Here is a 15871-nt window from a genome sequence, read left to right as displayed (position 1 = left end):
TGGAATGCCGTCAGGGTAATCAGGCGAGCGGGTTGGCCGCGTAGAAGGCCCAGACCTTCGCTGTTTCGCGCTCGACGAGCTCGTCGTTGCTCGCCCAGGGCTCAAGGCCGCTGAGCGTCTCCGCGATGGCAAAGAAGCCAGGACCGGGGCGGGTCCGGCCTTGCGTCTTCCGATGGACGATGACCGTCAGCAGAATGCGATGCTCCGCCCAGGTCCGCTCCAGGATCGCGCCGAGGATCCCCCCGATGATGGTCCGGTCCGCCGGGATCGACGGCGACAGGCCGACCAAGGCCATGACCGGCTCGTAGGTCAGCGGCTCGCGGGCGCCGTGGGTCTGCTCGCGGACGTGCTTCTCGAGGAAGGCGCGGACGGTTTCGATCTGTTGTTCGCGAACCTGCTGGCGGCCGAAGAGGCTCGAGGCCCGGACGTACCGGTTGCCGTCGATCCGGATCTCCTCGAGCTGGCCGATGCGGACCATCCGGTCCACGGCGGCGCGGGTCCTACCCCGGTGATCTGCCACCATCTGGAGCGGTAGGATGGCCAGCGTGGGATCTTGGGCCAGGGCCTCGACGTACTGGCTGGTCGTCTCAAAAGTCATCCTAATCTTCTCCGCTGAGCGATCCGTAGATCTACAAAACACTATGATAACGGATCCGTCAACATACGGATGTGGGTAACTTTCTGACCCCGGATGACACGGATGTATCTGAGACCGGGCGAGAGGGTTTGGTGCATTCACCAACACGCAGGACGACCAATCGGGCGATGCGGCGCAGATCCTGCGGCAGGCTTGGATCAAGTATCGGCAAGAATGTTGAGCAGTACAGCAGAAGTCTGATGAGAAATTCGGCCTTTTATTGGTCGCGTTTGCACTGGCGTTTTCCAAGTACCGGGGGGAATTTGCCATAAAAAACTGAGGCTTGTGACGGTCAACTACAAAGACACCCAGATGTGATCTTTCGAGGGGAGGTTGACGTCGCCTGCTGGCTCGTGCTCCTGTAACGCTTCCCTGGAGAACCCGGACGTTCAGACAATAGCGAAGTAGCGACGCTCACGTAGAGGGGCTGGCCAGTCTGATGAGCTGCGAGGCGAGGCTCTCCAGCTGGTTGCGCCACGCCAGGGGGGCGAGCCAGCGCTGCGGAATGGTCGAAGCCCCGAACACCGCGCCGGCGACCTGGCCCGTGACGGCACCGACGGTATCGGCGTCGCCCGCCAGGTTGACGGCAAGCACCAGCGCCTCCTCGAAACCCTCGGCCTGCTCCGTGCACCACAGCGCCGCCTCCAGGGTGTCGACGACGTAACCGGTTGAGCGGATTTCCCCCCGGGGTTTCCCACGCCAGGCGCCTGCAGCGATGGCCTGGATCTTCGATGCTCCCTCCCAGGGGCGGGATCGGAGCGCCTCCTTGCCCGCACCCAGGATTGCCTCGCGCAGGATCCGCACGAACAGGTCGCAGGCCTCGACGGCCTCGGTGGAAGCATGGGTGGTGCAGCTCTGGTGCCGGGCAATCCGCGCGGCGAGGACATCGTCGTGGAGCGCTCGCAGCGCCACCGGTGCGACCCGCATCAGCGAGCCGTTGCCGGCGCGGTCGGGAGCCGACGAGCCCGCGAACGGGTTGCCGGTCCGCCGGAAGTGGCCCAGCGAGTTCCGGGTCACGATGCCGATGTCGAAGCAGGCGCCGGTGCAGGAGTATTCGCCCTGCTCGGCCCAGGCGACGAAACGGGTCATCAGATCGGTGGCATCGAATTCCGGGTGCGCGATTGTCCGACGTCAGCACCTGTGGGACAGAATGAGGGTCTTCACGAACGGAGGATGGCTGGTTCATCGTAGCCCCTGAGGAGCGAAGATGAAGCAGACATCCGGACCGGCCAAGAAGCCGGCAGAAGCGGTGATCAAGGACATCCGTCGGGCCACACGTCGGCAGTTCTCGTCCGAGGAGAAGATCCGTGTGGTGCTGGAAGGCTTGCGTGGCGAGGACAGCATCGCGGAGTTGTGCCGACGTGAGGGGATTGCCGCCTCGATGTACTACGGCTGGTCCAAGGAGTTCCTGGAGGCTGGCAAGAAGCGCCTGTCCGGTGACACGTCTCGTGCGGCCACCACGGATGAGGTGCGGGATCTCCGTCGCGAAGCGGGGGCGCTGAAGGAGGTCGTAGCTGATCTCGTCCTGGAGAACCGTTTGCTTAAAAAAAGCATGAGCGGGGCTGGGGGCGACGAGGCATGAGGTACCCGGCCCCCGAGAAGCTGGAGATCATCCGGCTGGTCGAGCAATCCCACCTGCCGGTGCGTGCCACCCTGGACAAGCTCGGCATCACGCGCTCGACGTTCTACCGCTGGTACGACGCCTACCAGCGCGGCGGCCCCGAGGCGTTGAATGACCATCCTTCGCAGCCGAGCCGGGTCTGGAACCGTCTACCTGCAGAGATCCGCGAGCAGATCGTTGCCTTGGCTCTGGAGCAGCCTGAACTCAGTCCGCGTGAGCTGGCGGTGCGCTTCACCGACGAGCGGCGCTACTTCGTCTCGGAAGCGACCGTCTACCGGTTGCTCAAGTCTCAGAACCTGATCACCAGCCCGGCCTATATCGTCATCAAGGCCGCCGACGAGTTCCGCGATAAAACCACCGCGCCCAACCAGCTTTGGCAGACGGACTTCACCTACTTGAAGGTCGTTGGCTGGGGCTGGTACTACCTGTCGACGGTCCTGGACGACTTCTCACGCTACATCGTCGCCTGGAAGCTGTGCACGACGATGCAGGCCAGCGACGTCACCGCCACGCTCGACCTGGCGCTGGGTGCGGCTGGGCTCGATCAGGCGCGGGTGATGCCGCGGCCACGCCTGCTCTCCGACAACGGTCCAAGCTACGTCGCCAGCGACCTGGCTGACTGGCTCGGCATTCGGGGCATGACCCACATCCGCGGTGCGCCATGCCATCCGCAAACGCAGGGCAAGATCGAGCGTTGGCATCAGACACTCAAGAACCGCATCCTGCTCGAACACGCGTACTTGCCCGGCGAGTTGGAGACGCAGGTTGCCGACTTCGTCGAACACTACAACCATGCCCGAGCCCATGAGAGCCTGAGCAACCTCACGCCCGCCGACGTCTACTTCGGACGCGGCGAAGGGATCCTGGCCGAGCGGGAACGCATCAAGCGCCAGACCCTGATGGATCGCCGCTTGCGCCACCACGCGCAGGCTGCCTAACCTCTTACCCCAGATGAACCAGAGCCTCCGCTCCTGAACACCGCTGAATGTCCCAAATCATCTGACGACGGACAGTCACCCAGGACCTCGTGCTAGTCAACGGACCCGCCTTCGGCGCGCCGACACCGAAAGCCTTCCTCGCCACCCTGAAGCTGCTTGCGGCTACGACCGACAAGGTGCAGGGCTTCAAGAAGGTCGTATCGGGTGCGATGCGTGGCGTGCAGGATCTTATCGTCTCGACCACTGGTGCGCCCAACGCCACCGTCGCGACGATGGGCGGCCAGCCCGAGACCCACATCCTCGGCGAGACCTTCTACAGTCAGGTTCCCGTGCGCTTCGGCGATTACGTCGCCAAGTTGTGCGTAGCGCCGGTCGCGCCCGAACTGACGGCCTTGACCGACAAGGCCTTGCAGGTGGACGGAGGCCCGAACGCCATACGGGAGGCGGTCGTCGAGTTCTTCCGTGCGAATGGCGGGCTCTGGGAGGTCAGGGCGCAGCTCTGCACCGGCCTCGAAGATATGCCGGTCGAGAACGCCGCCACGGTCTGGCCCGAGAGCGAGAGTCTGTACCAGACCGTGGCGCGGATCCGGGTGAAGCCGCAGACGGCCTGGAGCGAGGCCCGGTCGAGCGCGGTCGACGACGGCCTGTCGTTCAGCCCCTGGCACGGGCTCGCCGCGCACCGGCCCCTCGGCGGCATCATGCGCTCGCGCAAGCAAGCCTACGAGATGGGCAAGCGCTTCCGCGCCGAGAGGAACGGCAGCACCATCACGGAGCCGCGTGAGGCAATCACCCTGCCGTAGTGCGCAATCGGGTGCACTGATCCTGGTACGAAGCGCAAAAGGCCAGGGTGGACGGTGCCACGCGACGGGTGATCCTGATGCGACGATGCCGGTTCGACGTGCGCCGGCCCGACGGAGATCCTGCTTCTGATCTCCGTCGGATCCACGGAAATCTACCACCGCTTGCATGACCTCGAAAGGTCCGATCCGGGCGGCGCGATGAGCCCGAAACTTATCGCCGACCGATCCCGTAGCAGTGCTCGACGAGAGTTCGTTCCCGTCGTTCCCGTGCTCGAAGCCTTGGTTTCAGCATGCGATGAATATTGTCAAATTATAATAAAACCGAAAAGATGATCTCTTCTGATGCGGAACAATAGGAGAATGATATTGTTGTCCTGAAGGTGGAACAAGAAATTCACCTCCGCAGGAGATATCCCATGAAGAAGCTCACGCTAGCCCTGACCGCGCTGACCGCCCTGGGCGGCATCGCCCTCGCGGCCGGTTCCGCCACCGCCGCACCGATGTCCGTCAACGGCCTTCAGTCCGAGAGCGGCGTCACCCAGGTCCGCATGATGCATGGTGACCGGATGATGATGAAGAAGCGCATGATGCGGAAGCAAATGATGAAGCGCCGCATGATGAAGAAGCGGATGATGATGAACCGCGGCATGTGACCGCCGACGCATCCGGAGGCCCCGTCACGGGGGCCTCCGCCCTGGACGACCGACATGCCGAGGGAGACCGTTTGCCTCGCACCTACCTGACGCGCTCCGCGCCCGACACGGGCGAGGTCGAGCGCCGCCGATGGATGTTCCGACACCCGGTCGTGATCCGCGTCACCCACTGGGTCAACGCGATCTGCCTCCTGGTGCTGCTGATGAGCGGCCTTCAGATCTTCAACGCCCACCCGGCCCTGTACTGGGGCAAGGTTTCGACCTTCGATACGCCGCTGATGGGGATGTCCTCCACAGAGGACGATCCGCCCAAAGGCGTCACGACGGTCCTCGGGCATTCCTTCGATACCACCGGGTATCTCGGCTCATCCACCGGTGGCGACGGCGAGGCGGCCGACCGCGGCTTCCCTAGCTGGGCAACGCTTCCGAGCGACCAGGACCTCACCGGCGGTCGCTCCTGGCACTTCTTCTTCGCCTGGGCCTTCGTCCTGAACGGCCTTGCCTACCTGCTCTACGGGCTGGTCAGCGGGCAGCTCCGGTTCCGCGTGATCCCGTCACGCGACCAGATCCGTCACTTCGGGACGTCGATCCGGGAGCACCTGACGCTGCGTTTCCCGCAGGGCGACGAGGCCAAGCGCTACAACGTCATCCAGAAGCTCACCTACCTCGTGGTCCTGTTCGTGCTCCTGCCGGTTCAGGTCCTCGCCGGCCTCGCGATGTCGCCGGCGATGGACGCGGCCTTCCCGTTCCTGCTGACGCTGTTCGACGGGCGCCAGTCGGCCCGCACGGTCCACTTCGTCGTTGCGGCCCTGCTGGTCCTGTTCGTGGTCGTTCACGTCGCCCTGGTCCTGCTGTCGGGCTTCTGGAACAACATGCGCGGCATGGTCACCGGCTGGTTCGTGATCGAGCGCAAGGTCGAACCGGCACCCGTCACCGGGGAGACCCGAGCATGAGCCGCCTTCCGAGCCGAAGGGCCCTCCTGACGGGGGCTTCCGCCGCGGCCGCGGCGGCCGTGCTCGGCGGGTGCGACCGCCTTGGCAATGCGGAGTGGTTCCGGCGCACCCTCAAGACCGGCGAGGACGCCAACCTCTTCGTCCAGCGCCTGCTGCTGACCGACCGGACGCTGGCCCCGGAATACGCCGAGGCCGACATCTCGCCGTGGTTCAAGCCGAACGGCACCGAGGATCCGCCGGACAGGGACTACAAGGCGCTCGCGAAGGGCAGGTTCGCCAAGTACCACCTGCAGGTGGACGGCCTCGTGGAGACGCCCTTCAGGCTGTCCCTGGCCGAGCTCCGCAAGCTTCCCGCCCGGACCCAGATCACCCGGCATGATTGCGTCGAGGGCTGGAGCGCCATCGGCAAGTGGACCGGCGTGCCGCTCGCCGACCTCCTGAACCGGGCCAAGCTCAAGCCCGAGGGGCGCTACGTGGTGTTCCACTGCGCGGACACGATGGACCAAGGAGAGGACAACGGCGGAGCGGACACCGCGGAGGATGGCGGCTCCGACGAAACAATCTCTGCCGGCAATGCCAACCCAGCCATGACCAAGCAATCGGGCGGTGGGGAGAGCAGGAAGGACTCAGGCGGCCAGCAGGCGTCTGATGACACTGCGGCCAGTGGTGGATCACCGGTCAGGTACTACGAGAGCATCGACCTCGTGGACGCGTTCCATCCGCAGACGATCCTCGCCTACGACATGAACGACAAGGCGCTTCCGGTCTCGAACGGCGCCCCGCTGCGTCTGCGGGTGGAACGCAACCTCGGCTACAAGCAGGCCAAGTACGTGATGCGCATCGAGGTGGTCGAGAGCTTCGCCCATCTGGGCGATGGCAAGGGAGGATACTGGGAGGACCAGGGCTACGCCTGGTACGCCGGTATCTGAGTTGGGGCTGACGTGACGTCTACCTCTCCGCGAGCGTTGGAAGCGCATCTCTCCTGGCGAACTCCGGGGGGCCTTCGTGGCGACATCCGGCCCTTGCAAAGCTGCAAAGTACAGTCAGCGCCGCGCAGCTGGCTATCAGACCGGCGACTCTGCCTCGAAGCGTCCGAAATGAGCGGCACGCGAACCTGACCGGCACATCCGGCCTGACGAAACCTGCGACGGACCAATGTTCGGACTGCAGCGCGAACATTGAAGGACAATGCCGTCATGTCCCTACATTTTGAACGCCTCGGCACGGGCCGGCCGCTCCTGATGGTCCATGGGTTGGGGGCCAATCTCCGCACCTGGGATCCGCTCTTGTCCGCATTGCGCGGCTCGCGCGAACTGATCTTGGTCGACCTGCCGGGACACGGCAGATCGGCCCCGCTCGCGGGCCGGCAGACGGTGGAGGCCTATGCGGACGCCCTCGACGGCTTCGTGCAGTCGCAAGGCCTGACGACGGCGGACCTCGTCGGCAGTTCGGTGGGGGGCCGGCTGGTGCTGGAGCTGGCGCGGCGGGGCATCGGTCGGCACTGCGTGGCGCTTGATCCCGGCGGTTTCTGGCGCGGGTGGGAAACGCGTTGGTTACACTGGACCCTCGCGGCATCGATACGCCTGGTTCGGTTGCTACGGCCCTTCCATCCCGGCCTATCGCGCCACGCCGTCACCCGTACGCTGCTGCTGGCACAATTGTCGGCCCGTCCGTGGCTGCTGCCACCGCAGCTCGTCGTAGAGGAGCTGCGGAGCCTGGCGGCCACACCGGTGTTCGATGCGATGCTGGTTGAGTTGGCAAGTGGGCCATTGCAGCAGGGCTCGGCAAAGCCCCCCGGCCTTGTCACCATAGGCTGGGGCCGCCAAGACCACCTGCTGCTGCCGCGCCAAGCTGCACGCGCCCTGGTAGCTTTTCCGTCGGCACGTCTGCAATGGTTCGAGCGCTGCGGCCACTTCCCGCATTGGGATCAGCCTGTCGAAACGGCGCGCGTGATCCTTGAAACGGTTGGGAAAGATACGCTTTGAAATAACTTGTCGCACACCCGAGCCCGCGGTCTTCTACGAGCAGCTTACGGAGCGACGGTGCGTTCCGCGGTCGTACGCGCCCCGGTGCGCGCTGCGGGAAGGCCTGCTTCGGGGCGTCTACGAAGCAGGGGCCTATGACCGCTCGGGGTGGTTTTTCGCCGGTCCGCTTACGAGCGGGATTTGGCAGAAACGGACATTACCGTCCCGCCCGCTCACGACCCTTTGCGGAAGGCCGAAAGGTCCGCTTCCTGGTAGCTTACTGAGTGAAGACCTAGGAACTTAGCGCGGATACCTGCGTCTGCTCGGTTTCTGCAAAAAGCTCAAAAAGCCGAGCTGCGGCGAGTGGTGATCTTAGATCCTCCCAATCGCCATTGAATTCAACCTTTGGATTGCCACACCTAGAAATTGAGTGCACGTTCCCGGTAGTCGCGCAGAAATAAACTACGTGCGGGCATGCAGCGGAAACCGGAGCGCTCTTGATGGACCGCCTACAAATAGATCTGTGCCTGGAGGTTGCCCGTGAGTTGCGCGCGGCGGCCGAAGAGACGCGGCAGACGCTCCAGGCCTCGCACGATTTCGTTCGGCGCTCCCACGAGCAGTCCGCCGCAGGGCCGCCTGCAGGTTGCAAGGACGACGACCTAGGCCCGTCGAACCAATTGGTGACGTCCCTCATCGAGGCCTACGAGGCTGCGGAAGACGACCCCGATACCCAGACCCGCCTACTCCTCGGTCACGTACTTCATCATGTCGGGCGTCGCATCGCCGGCGTGATGGGACCACGGGCGGCCGGGATCGCTGTGCATTGATCGACGCGGCGCGGGGATCGGCGGAAAACCATGATGAACGGTGACGATCCGCAGGACGACGCCCCCGGTGCGCTGGTCCGCATCGCCCGGTCGCTGGGTGTTCCAGTCGCGACCTTCCTGACGGCCGACCCACCTGAGACACCAAACACCGAAACCGCCGTGGCGGGTCTGGATCACCTCCCCGAAGTGGTGGCGCTGCTGCGTCTGTTCGTGCGGCTGAAGAGCCCCGAGGCCCGGGCCCGCTGCCTCGCCTACGTCGTGCAGGAGGCTACGAACGATAGCTGATCCGCACGGTCGTCCTCGACATCGGGCGAGAACACATGTTGCTGAGACCCGAGGAACGGCGCGGCATCAATCCGAAGGCTCAGAACATCGTGATGGACCAGGACCACTTCCCGATCGTCGGCATCGGTGCGTCCGCGGGCGGCATCGAGGCGATGCGGGGCTTCTTCCGTGGGGTGCCGGAGACGCTTGAGGCAGCCTTCGTCGTCGTCACACATCTCAACCGCGAGCATAAGAGCCTGCTCCCAGACGTGCTGGCCCGGTTCACGCCGCTGGAGGTCGAGACCGCCACCGACGGCGTGTCGGTCCGACCGGGCTGCGTCTACGTCATGCCGGGCGGTTTCGTCATGGGCATCGTGGATGGTCGGCTGACGTTGACGCCGCTCGAGCCGAAGATCCGCGAGACCAAGCCGGTCGACATCTTCCTGACGGCCTTGGCCCTCGACCAGGGCGATCGTGCGGTCGGCGTGATCCTGTCCGGCAGCGACGGCGACGGCGCTATCGGCGTCAAGGTGATCAAGGAGCACGGTGGTCTGACCCTGGCCCAGACGGCGGATGGCGACGGCCCCGAAACCCCCGACATGCCGCTCAGCTCGCTGCGCACCGGCTTCGTCGATTTCGGCGAGCCGGCCGAACGGATGGGCGACGTGATCGCCGCGCACGTCGCTGCCGCGCGGGATGCCCAGGCCGACCCGGCCGCGCGGAAGCCTGACGCTGAGCTGCTCAACGAGATCTTCGCTATCCTCCGCTCGCAGGTCGGGCACGACTTCTCGGGCTACAAGCCCAACACCTTCGTGCGTCGCCTGCAGCGGCGCATCAGCGTCGTCGGTGCGGCCGGGCCGGACGGCTACCGCAAGCTGCTGCGTTCCAATCCGGCCGAGGTTGGAATGCTGTTTCGGGATTTGCTGATCGGCGTGACGAACTTCTTCCGCGACGCCGCCGCCTTCGAGGCGCTCGCCACCCACGTCATCCCGAAGCTGTTCGACGAGCGCGCGGCGAACGACGTCGTGCGGATCTGGGTGCCGGCCTGCTCGACCGGTGAGGAGGTCTACTCCCTGGCCATCCTCCTGCGTGAGCACATGCTCACCCTGGCGGATCCGCCGCGCGTGCAGATCTTCGCCACCGACATCGACGAGCGCTCGCTCACGGTCGCCCGGACTGGCCGCTACCCGACGGCCTACCTATCCGCTGTCTCGCCCGAGCGGATCGCGCAGCACTTCGTCGTCGAGGGTGACAGCGCGGTGGTCGCCAAGGCGGTGCGTGACCTGTGCACCTTTGCCCCGCACAGCGTGCTGCGCGACCCGCCGTTCTCGCGCCTCGATCTCGTCTCCTGCCGAAACCTGCTGATCTATCTCGGCGTCGAGGCCCAGCAGCAGCTGATGCCGGTGCTACACTACGCCCTGCGCCCGCGCGGCTACCTGTTCATCGGCATGGCCGAGAACGTGACGCGCTTCGAGGACCTGTTCGAGACGATCGACAAGCGGCACCGCATCTTCCAGGCGCGGGACGCGATCCCGCCGGCCCGGCTGCCGCCGATGTCCGGGCCGGACACGGCGGTCTTCGTGGGGACCGGCCATCCGCACCGGCGCAACGTGAAGACGCACGCGGCCCTGCGGCACACGGTCGAGACGCTGATGCTGTCCGAGTTCACGCCCCCCCACGCGGTCGTGACGCGGACGGGCGAGGCCGTGCATTACTCGTCGCGGATCGGCGATCATCTGGAGGTCGTGCCCGGCCAGCCGACCCGGGAGCTGGCCGCGATGGCGCGCAAGGGCCTGCGGCTGGATCTCCGGACGGCCCTGCGCGAGGCGATCGAGGGCAACACCCGGGTCGTGCGCGACAGCATCGGCGTCGAGCTTCCGGACGGGCGCCTGCAGACGATCACCCTGGTCGTCAAGCCGCTCCACACGCCGAGCGAGACGGAGCCGCTGTTCCTGGTGGTGTTCGACGAGGCCGCCGCCCCCGTCGAGAAGGAGCGGCGGCAGGCTCTGGAAGCCGACGATCGGGACGCGGCGATCCACGGCCTGGAGCGCGAGCTGAGCAGCACGCGCGAGCGGCTCCAATCCGTGATCGAGGAGTACGAGACCTCCCTCGAGGAGCTCAAATCCTCGAACGAGGAGCTGTACTCCGTCAACGAGGAGATGCAGGCCGCCAACGAGGAGCTCGAGGCCGCGAAGGAGGAGACGCAGTCTCTGAACGAAGAGCTTCAGACGATGAACGTCGAGCTGACGTCGAAGATCGAGGCGATCGATCAGCTGAGCGACGACCAGGCCACGCTGTTCGAGGGCATGAACGTCGCCAGCGTGCTCCTGACGCCGGATCTCCACATCCGCATGTTCACCCGTGCCGCGGCGCAGATCTTCGGCTTGCAGCCGAGCGACGTCGGCCGGTCCCTGCGCAACTTCTCGGCGCCGATCGCCCTGACGTGGCTGTCGGACGAGATCCCGACGGTGCTGGCGACGCGCCGGCCCTCCGAGCGGACGATCGAGGGCGCGGACGGCGCCCGCTACCACGTCCAGTTGATGGCCTCGTCCCGGAAGGGTAGCCGGACGCCCGGGATCGTCGCCAACTTCACGAACCTCCTGGAGCAGGGATGACCGAAAGGTTTGCGCTCTGCAGCCGAGGATCTCGGTGGCCCTCCCGCGCTGGCGTGGTACCCATGACGTTGCCTAGACGAAAGTAGTGGGCAACGGCACACCTTTGCAGAGCCCGGCCGTCTCTCACTCATGGGTGAGCGGATCGCGGCGCCGGCCTAAGCCGAAAGTCGAATGTCAGCTTTCTGGCATCTGGCCAACGTCCGATTGCCACCCCGAGCCGACTCTCGGAAGGTCCGCTTCTGGGCTGTCAAGATCGAGCCCAACGACCGGGTCGGGTTGGTTTCTGCTGGTCCGCTTGTTTGACCGGTGCGGGCGCGAGCCCGGATGGCGGCGTCTGGTGCTGGGCAACCCGTTCGATGTAGCGCCGTGCCGCGTCCGGCGGCAGCGGGGGGCTGAACAGGAAGCCCTGGACCTGGGTGCAGCCCTCCTGGCGGACGAGGTCGAGCTGCTCGGCCGTCTCTACCCCCTCCGCCACGATGCCCATGCCCAACCGCTCGCCGATGCCGACGACGGCCCGAACGATCGCCGCCGCGTCGGGATCGGCGATGTCGCGGATGAACGCCCGGTCGATCTTGATCTTGTCGAAGGGAAAGCGGCGCAGGTAGCTCAGCGAGGAATAGCCGGTGCCGAAATCGTCGAGGGCGATCAGCACGCCGAGGGCGCGCAGGCGGTGCAGGCTGGCCATGACGACGTCCACGTCCTGCATCAGCACGCTTTCGGTCACCTCCAGCTTGAGGCGGGCCGCCGGCAGACCCGAGCCCGCGAGCGCCGCCAGGACGGTGGGCTCGAACCCCGCGCGCCGCAACTGGACGACGGAGACGTTCACCGCCACGCGGATGTGTGCGGGCCAGGAGGCCGCCTCGCGGCAGGCCTCGTGCAGCGCCCAGGCTCCGAGGGGCACGATCAGACCCGTCTCCTCGGCAACGGGGATGAAGGCGCTCGGCGCGACCTCGCCCTGCGCCGGATGGTACCAGCGCATCAGCGCCTCGAAGCTGACCACGGCGCCCGTCTCGGCATTGACCACGGGCTGGTAGGCGAGACGGAACTCCTGAGCCCGGAGCGCCTCCTTCATGTCGAGGGCGAGTTGCCCGCGCGTGGCGATGCGCGCGCCCGCATTCGGCTCGAACTCCCGATGGGTGTTGCGCCCCGCCGCCTTGGCTTCGTAGAGGGCGATGTCGGCGCGCTTGAACAGTTCATCCGGATCGCGGTCCCGCTCGGTCGCCACGGTCACCCCGATGCTGACCCCGACCTCGACGATCTGCCCATCGAGGTCGACTGGTTCGCTCACCGCCGCGATCAGCCGGTCGGCGAGGTCGCCGGCGTCGCCGGCCGCGTCGAGATAGGTTAGCACGATGGCGAACTCGTCGCCGCCGAACCGCGCGAGGGTATCGTAGGGGCGCAGGACCGCCCGCATCCGCTCGGCGACGACGCGCAGGAGGGCGTCACCGGCGGGATGGCCGAGGCTGTCGTTGACGGCCTTGAAGCGGTCTAGGTCACACGCAAGCACCGCAAAGAAGGTCCGGGCCCGGCGCGCATAGGCAATGGCCTGTTCGAGACGATCGCGAAACAGCGTGCGGTTGGGCAGGCCCGTGAGGGCATCGTGGAGGGCCATGTGCCGGACCTGAGCCTCGGCCTCATGACGCGCGGTGACGTCGCGCAGGGCCGCCACGTAAATCGCCCTATCCGGGTCCTGCTCATCGCGGACCACGCGGATGGAGGCCTCGATCCACACGTAATGCCCCGCCTTGTGGCGATGACGCAGACAGGTAATGAAACGGCCTTCCTGCTGGGCCTTCACCTGCGTCCAGAAATCCGCAAGGGATTGCGCATCATCGGGATGGCAGAACTCGGCCGGGGTTGTCTCTATGAGTTCTTCCGGCTCGTAGCCGAGGACGCTTCGAACGGCAGGCGAGACATAGTGGCGCCGCATCGAGAGATCGCCCAGCACGATGACGTCGTTGGCATTCTCAGCCAGGATCCGGTAGCGGTTCTCACTGGCTCGCAGAGCGCATTCCGCAGCACGGCGTTCGGTCACGTCAGTGAACGTCCGCACGACTCCGCCCCTGGGCAAAGGCCGCGTGCATATCTGAAGTACGGTCCCGTCCGGGCGCATACGTTCGTAGTCGAAATGATTCGTTTTTGACGTCCCGTGTTCCAGCCAGCCTCTGAGATCTTCGGGTAGATTGGCAAATTCCCCCAGCGCCGCCTGATAGGCGCGAACGGCCGCGAACGGCGCTCCGTCCTGAAGCAAACTGTCGGGTACCCCCGTCAGGGACGCGACGCGCCTGTTGGAGACCCGGACGCGATCGTCGGCGTCGGTCATGAGCAGGCCCTGGTCCATGCTCTCCAGGGTCGTCCGCAGCAGGGTGTCCGAGGCTTCGACCTGGTACCGCGCGCGACCGGCTTCGATCTCGGCGGCGCGGCCGCGCAACGTCGCCTCGACGAACAGGGCCAGATCCGTGAGGCGCTCCTTTTCGGCCTTGCCGAAGCTTGGACGGGGCAGCGTATCGGCGATGCAGACGGTGGCCGCGTGAACGCCGCCGGCCAGCGCGATCCGTATCCCCGCGTAGAAGCGCAGGAACGGCGCACCCGTGACGAGGGGGTTGGCGGCGAAGCGTTCATCGCAATGGGTGTCTAGCACGACCAATGGCTCGTAGGCCTCACCCAGCACCGTGTACGCGCAGAACGCGACATCCCGCGGCGTCTCGGATACGTCCAAGCCTTCCCGTCCGAGGAAGCGCTGATGGGTTTCGTCGAGGCGCGACACGAAGGCGTAGCGCATGCCGAAGAGCGCGGCGGCCGTCCGGCAGACTGCGTCGAGCGGTGGGTCGGAGGCAGACTTCTCCGAGACAGCAAATGCATCGGGTACGATGCATGCAGGGGCGACCTTGATCATCGATGGCATGCCTGAAGGCTTCGGGCTTAAAGATCCTCGGGCACAATATTTTATCAAAGCTTAATTTGCCTGTATTTCACTTCATTATATCTAGTATATTCGACGGAAAACTGATCATTTGATCGTGCGTCGTATCCATACTTCTATCTGCTTTTTTGAAGTGGGCAGTCCGGCTCAATTGTCAGCATCGTTGGGCCATTGGGCTGTCACCACACCATGGTCCGGCGAGTTGCCGCGGAGCGTTGGTGGACTTTCGCGCAAATCAATCGCAGATTGCAGACTTGTCGAGTTTCGGCTGCGACGGCTGCGACGGCTACGTACGAGTTCGGCGAAGTTGGCTCGAACGCGGAACGTCCTGTGTGGATGGCTCCCGCATTGCAAGCGGCGAATTGAGCTTCTGACGCGTTGGTCGGGTGCAGTCTTGTGTCCGGCCTGTTGATGCAGTCGTTCTTGTGACTGCTGGCCCTGATGGTATCCGCGAGCTGGGTCCCACTCTGCTTTGCGGGCTATGATGCCCTGGACATTCAGCGGGGTGTCCCGGCTCCCGGGCTGACCGGTTCGCCATCAACTCTCATCGTCCTCGCAACCTGGAAAAGTCTCCTTGCCGTGCTGTCAGGCGGCCGTGGCCGCTGGTGCGCGGTAGGTGCCGCCGCGGGTCATGATCGCCCAGGCGACCCGTGCGGTGCGGTTGGCCGCCGCAACGGTTACCACGCGCACTGGCTTGCGCTGGAGCAGCGCCGGCAGCCGTGGGTCGACCGACGTCGGCGCAGCCTTCGCGCGCCGGACCAAAGAGGTCATGCCGACCACGAGCAGGCGGCGCAGATAGCGGTCGCCCATGCGCGAGATCCGGCCCATGCGCTCTTTGCCGCCACTGCAGTTCTGCAGCGGTGTCAGCCCCAACGAAGCTGCGAACTGCCGACCGGAGCGGAAGCGCTCGGGCTCGCTCACTGAGGCGGCCAGCGCCGTTGCCGAGACGATGCCGACACCGGGGATCGTCGCCAGGCGCTGTGACAGGTCGCTGTCCCGATGCCAGGCCAACAACTCCTTCTCCATCCGGGTGAGATGGATCTGTACGGCGCCGATCTGATCGGCCAGCCCGGTCACCACGCGTTGCGCCAGTGGTGGCACCTCGGCTGCGTCTCCGGCCGAGAGCCGGGCTGCCAGTTCGAGCGCGTGCCGCAGGCCCCGCGCCATCTCGATCCCGAACTCGGCGAGCAGGCCGCGGATCATGTTCACCAACTGCGTACGTTGCTTGACCAGCAGGTCGCGCGTCCTGTGCAGCGCCAGCGCTGCCTGCTGCTCGGTCGACTTCACCGGCACGAAGCGCATGCTCGGGCGCGTCACCGCCTCGCAGATGGCAGCGGCATCGTTCGCATCGGTTTTACCGCGCTTCACATACGGCTTCACGTAAGCGGGCGGCATCAGCCGCACGTCGTGGCCGAGGCTCATGAGTTCCCGGGCCCAGTGATGGGACGTTCCGCACGCCTCCATGCCGACCAGGCATCGAGGCAGCTTGGCGAAGAACGGCACGACCTGCGCCCGGCGTAGCGCCTTGCGAACGACGACGTGCCCAGCTGCATCAACGGCGTGAACCTGGAAAATGCTCTTGGCCAGATCGATGCCGACGGTGGTGATCTCCATGGGGATGGCTCCTGCATCTGCGTGGCTGCTGCTTTGACAGCAACCACATCTTGGCACCGAGA

At 65.6% G+C, this 15871-nt stretch carries 13 protein-coding genes; 9 read left to right on the top strand and 4 right to left on the bottom strand.

The annotated features are described in order from the left end of the window. Positions 1-19: 19 nt before the first annotated feature. Together ACFZ8E_RS24835 and ACFZ8E_RS24830 are read right to left on the bottom strand one after the other, a co-directional pair. Entirely contained in the window at positions 20-478 is a 459-nt protein-coding gene (locus ACFZ8E_RS24835) for a hypothetical protein (protein WP_405044085.1), read from the bottom strand. Between the two features lie 573 nt (positions 479-1051). Continuing rightward, positions 1052-1759: an ADP-ribosylglycohydrolase family protein gene (locus ACFZ8E_RS24830; protein ID WP_405044449.1), complete on the bottom strand. Its 708-nt coding sequence runs from the start codon at positions 1757-1759 to the stop codon at positions 1052-1054. Positions 1760-1844: 85 nt separating this feature from the next. On the opposite strand from ACFZ8E_RS24830, the gene ACFZ8E_RS24825 reads away from it, so the two are divergent. From ACFZ8E_RS24825 to ACFZ8E_RS24785, 9 genes are all read left to right on the top strand, one after another. Then, positions 1845-3196 (top strand): IS3-like element ISMex16 family transposase gene (locus ACFZ8E_RS24825; RefSeq protein ID WP_405041759.1). Its coding sequence is split into 2 segments (ribosomal slippage): positions 1845-2181 and positions 2181-3196, totalling 1353 coding nucleotides; the frame shifts between segments, so codons are not numbered across the junction. 89 nt (positions 3197-3285) lie between these two features. After that, positions 3286-3996 (top strand): hypothetical protein, encoded by a 711-nt coding sequence (locus tag ACFZ8E_RS24820; RefSeq protein WP_405044084.1) that lies wholly within the window; start codon positions 3286-3288, stop codon positions 3994-3996. Between the two features lie 416 nt (positions 3997-4412). Then, the gene (locus ACFZ8E_RS24815; protein WP_092044225.1) at positions 4413-4649 is read left to right on the top strand and encodes a hypothetical protein; all 237 of its coding nucleotides are present in this window, start codon (positions 4413-4415) and stop codon (positions 4647-4649) included. Positions 4650-4783: 134 nt separating this feature from the next. Further along, positions 4784-5602, top strand: a complete 819-nt coding sequence (locus tag ACFZ8E_RS24810; RefSeq protein ID WP_405044448.1) for a cytochrome b/b6 domain-containing protein — start codon at positions 4784-4786, stop codon at positions 5600-5602. Beyond that, positions 5599-6531 (top strand): molybdopterin-dependent oxidoreductase, encoded by a 933-nt coding sequence (locus ACFZ8E_RS24805; RefSeq protein ID WP_405044082.1) that lies wholly within the window; start codon positions 5599-5601, stop codon positions 6529-6531. The genes ACFZ8E_RS24810 and ACFZ8E_RS24805 overlap by 4 nt, the downstream gene beginning before the upstream one ends. A 267-nt stretch (positions 6532-6798) precedes the next feature. Next, complete coding sequence (locus ACFZ8E_RS24800) at positions 6799-7587, top strand: alpha/beta fold hydrolase (protein ID WP_405044081.1); 789 nt, start codon at positions 6799-6801, stop codon at positions 7585-7587. Positions 7588-8066: 479 nt separating this feature from the next. Further along, positions 8067-8393 carry a hypothetical protein gene (locus tag ACFZ8E_RS24795; RefSeq protein WP_405044080.1) on the top strand — a complete coding sequence of 109 codons (327 nt, stop codon included), beginning with the start codon at positions 8067-8069 and terminating at the stop codon, positions 8391-8393. Positions 8394-8426: 33 nt separating this feature from the next. After that, the gene (locus ACFZ8E_RS24790) at positions 8427-8678 is read left to right on the top strand and encodes a hypothetical protein (protein WP_405044078.1); all 252 of its coding nucleotides are present in this window, start codon (positions 8427-8429) and stop codon (positions 8676-8678) included. Between the two features lie 35 nt (positions 8679-8713). After that, a complete protein-coding gene (locus ACFZ8E_RS24785; protein WP_405044077.1) occupies positions 8714-11272 on the top strand; it encodes a CheR family methyltransferase in 2559 nt (852 codons plus the stop codon). 247 nt (positions 11273-11519) lie between these two features. Here the strand turns inward: ACFZ8E_RS24785 and ACFZ8E_RS24780 are convergent, their stop codons facing one another. Together ACFZ8E_RS24780 and ACFZ8E_RS24775 are read right to left on the bottom strand one after the other, a co-directional pair. Then, positions 11520-14168, bottom strand: a complete 2649-nt coding sequence (locus ACFZ8E_RS24780) for an EAL domain-containing protein (protein WP_405044076.1) — start codon at positions 14166-14168, stop codon at positions 11520-11522. Positions 14169-14780: 612 nt separating this feature from the next. Beyond that, complete coding sequence (locus ACFZ8E_RS24775) at positions 14781-15809, bottom strand: IS110 family transposase (protein WP_405041947.1); 1029 nt, start codon at positions 15807-15809, stop codon at positions 14781-14783. Positions 15810-15871: the final 62 nt, after the last annotated feature.

This window comes from Methylobacterium sp. HMF5984 (assembly GCF_045033435.1).
Taxonomy (GTDB): Bacteria; Pseudomonadota; Alphaproteobacteria; order Rhizobiales; family Beijerinckiaceae; genus Methylobacterium.
This window is presented reverse-complemented; position numbering and strand designations above follow the sequence as displayed.

Excerpts from the sequence above, each read along its gene's own strand:
- ACFZ8E_RS24795 (WP_405044080.1), top strand. The coding sequence starts at position 8,067 with ATGGACCGCCTACAAATAGATCTGTGCCTGGAGGTTGCCCGTGAGTTG.
- ACFZ8E_RS24785 (WP_405044077.1), top strand. The coding sequence starts at position 8,714 with ATGTTGCTGAGACCCGAGGAACGGCGCGGCATCAATCCGAAGGCTCAG.
- ACFZ8E_RS24800 (WP_405044081.1), top strand. The coding sequence starts at position 6,799 with ATGTCCCTACATTTTGAACGCCTCGGCACGGGCCGGCCGCTCCTGATG.
- ACFZ8E_RS24780 (WP_405044076.1), bottom strand. The coding sequence starts at position 14,168 with ATGATCAAGGTCGCCCCTGCATGCATCGTACCCGATGCATTTGCTGTC.
- ACFZ8E_RS24790 (WP_405044078.1), top strand. The coding sequence starts at position 8,427 with ATGAACGGTGACGATCCGCAGGACGACGCCCCCGGTGCGCTGGTCCGC.
- ACFZ8E_RS24835 (WP_405044085.1), bottom strand. The coding sequence starts at position 478 with ATGGTCCGCATCGGCCAGCTCGAGGAGATCCGGATCGACGGCAACCGG.
- ACFZ8E_RS24775 (WP_405041947.1), bottom strand. The coding sequence starts at position 15,809 with ATGGAGATCACCACCGTCGGCATCGATCTGGCCAAGAGCATTTTCCAG.
- ACFZ8E_RS24805 (WP_405044082.1), top strand. The coding sequence starts at position 5,599 with ATGAGCCGCCTTCCGAGCCGAAGGGCCCTCCTGACGGGGGCTTCCGCC.
- ACFZ8E_RS24815 (WP_092044225.1), top strand. The coding sequence starts at position 4,413 with ATGAAGAAGCTCACGCTAGCCCTGACCGCGCTGACCGCCCTGGGCGGC.
- ACFZ8E_RS24810 (WP_405044448.1), top strand. The coding sequence starts at position 4,784 with ATGTTCCGACACCCGGTCGTGATCCGCGTCACCCACTGGGTCAACGCG.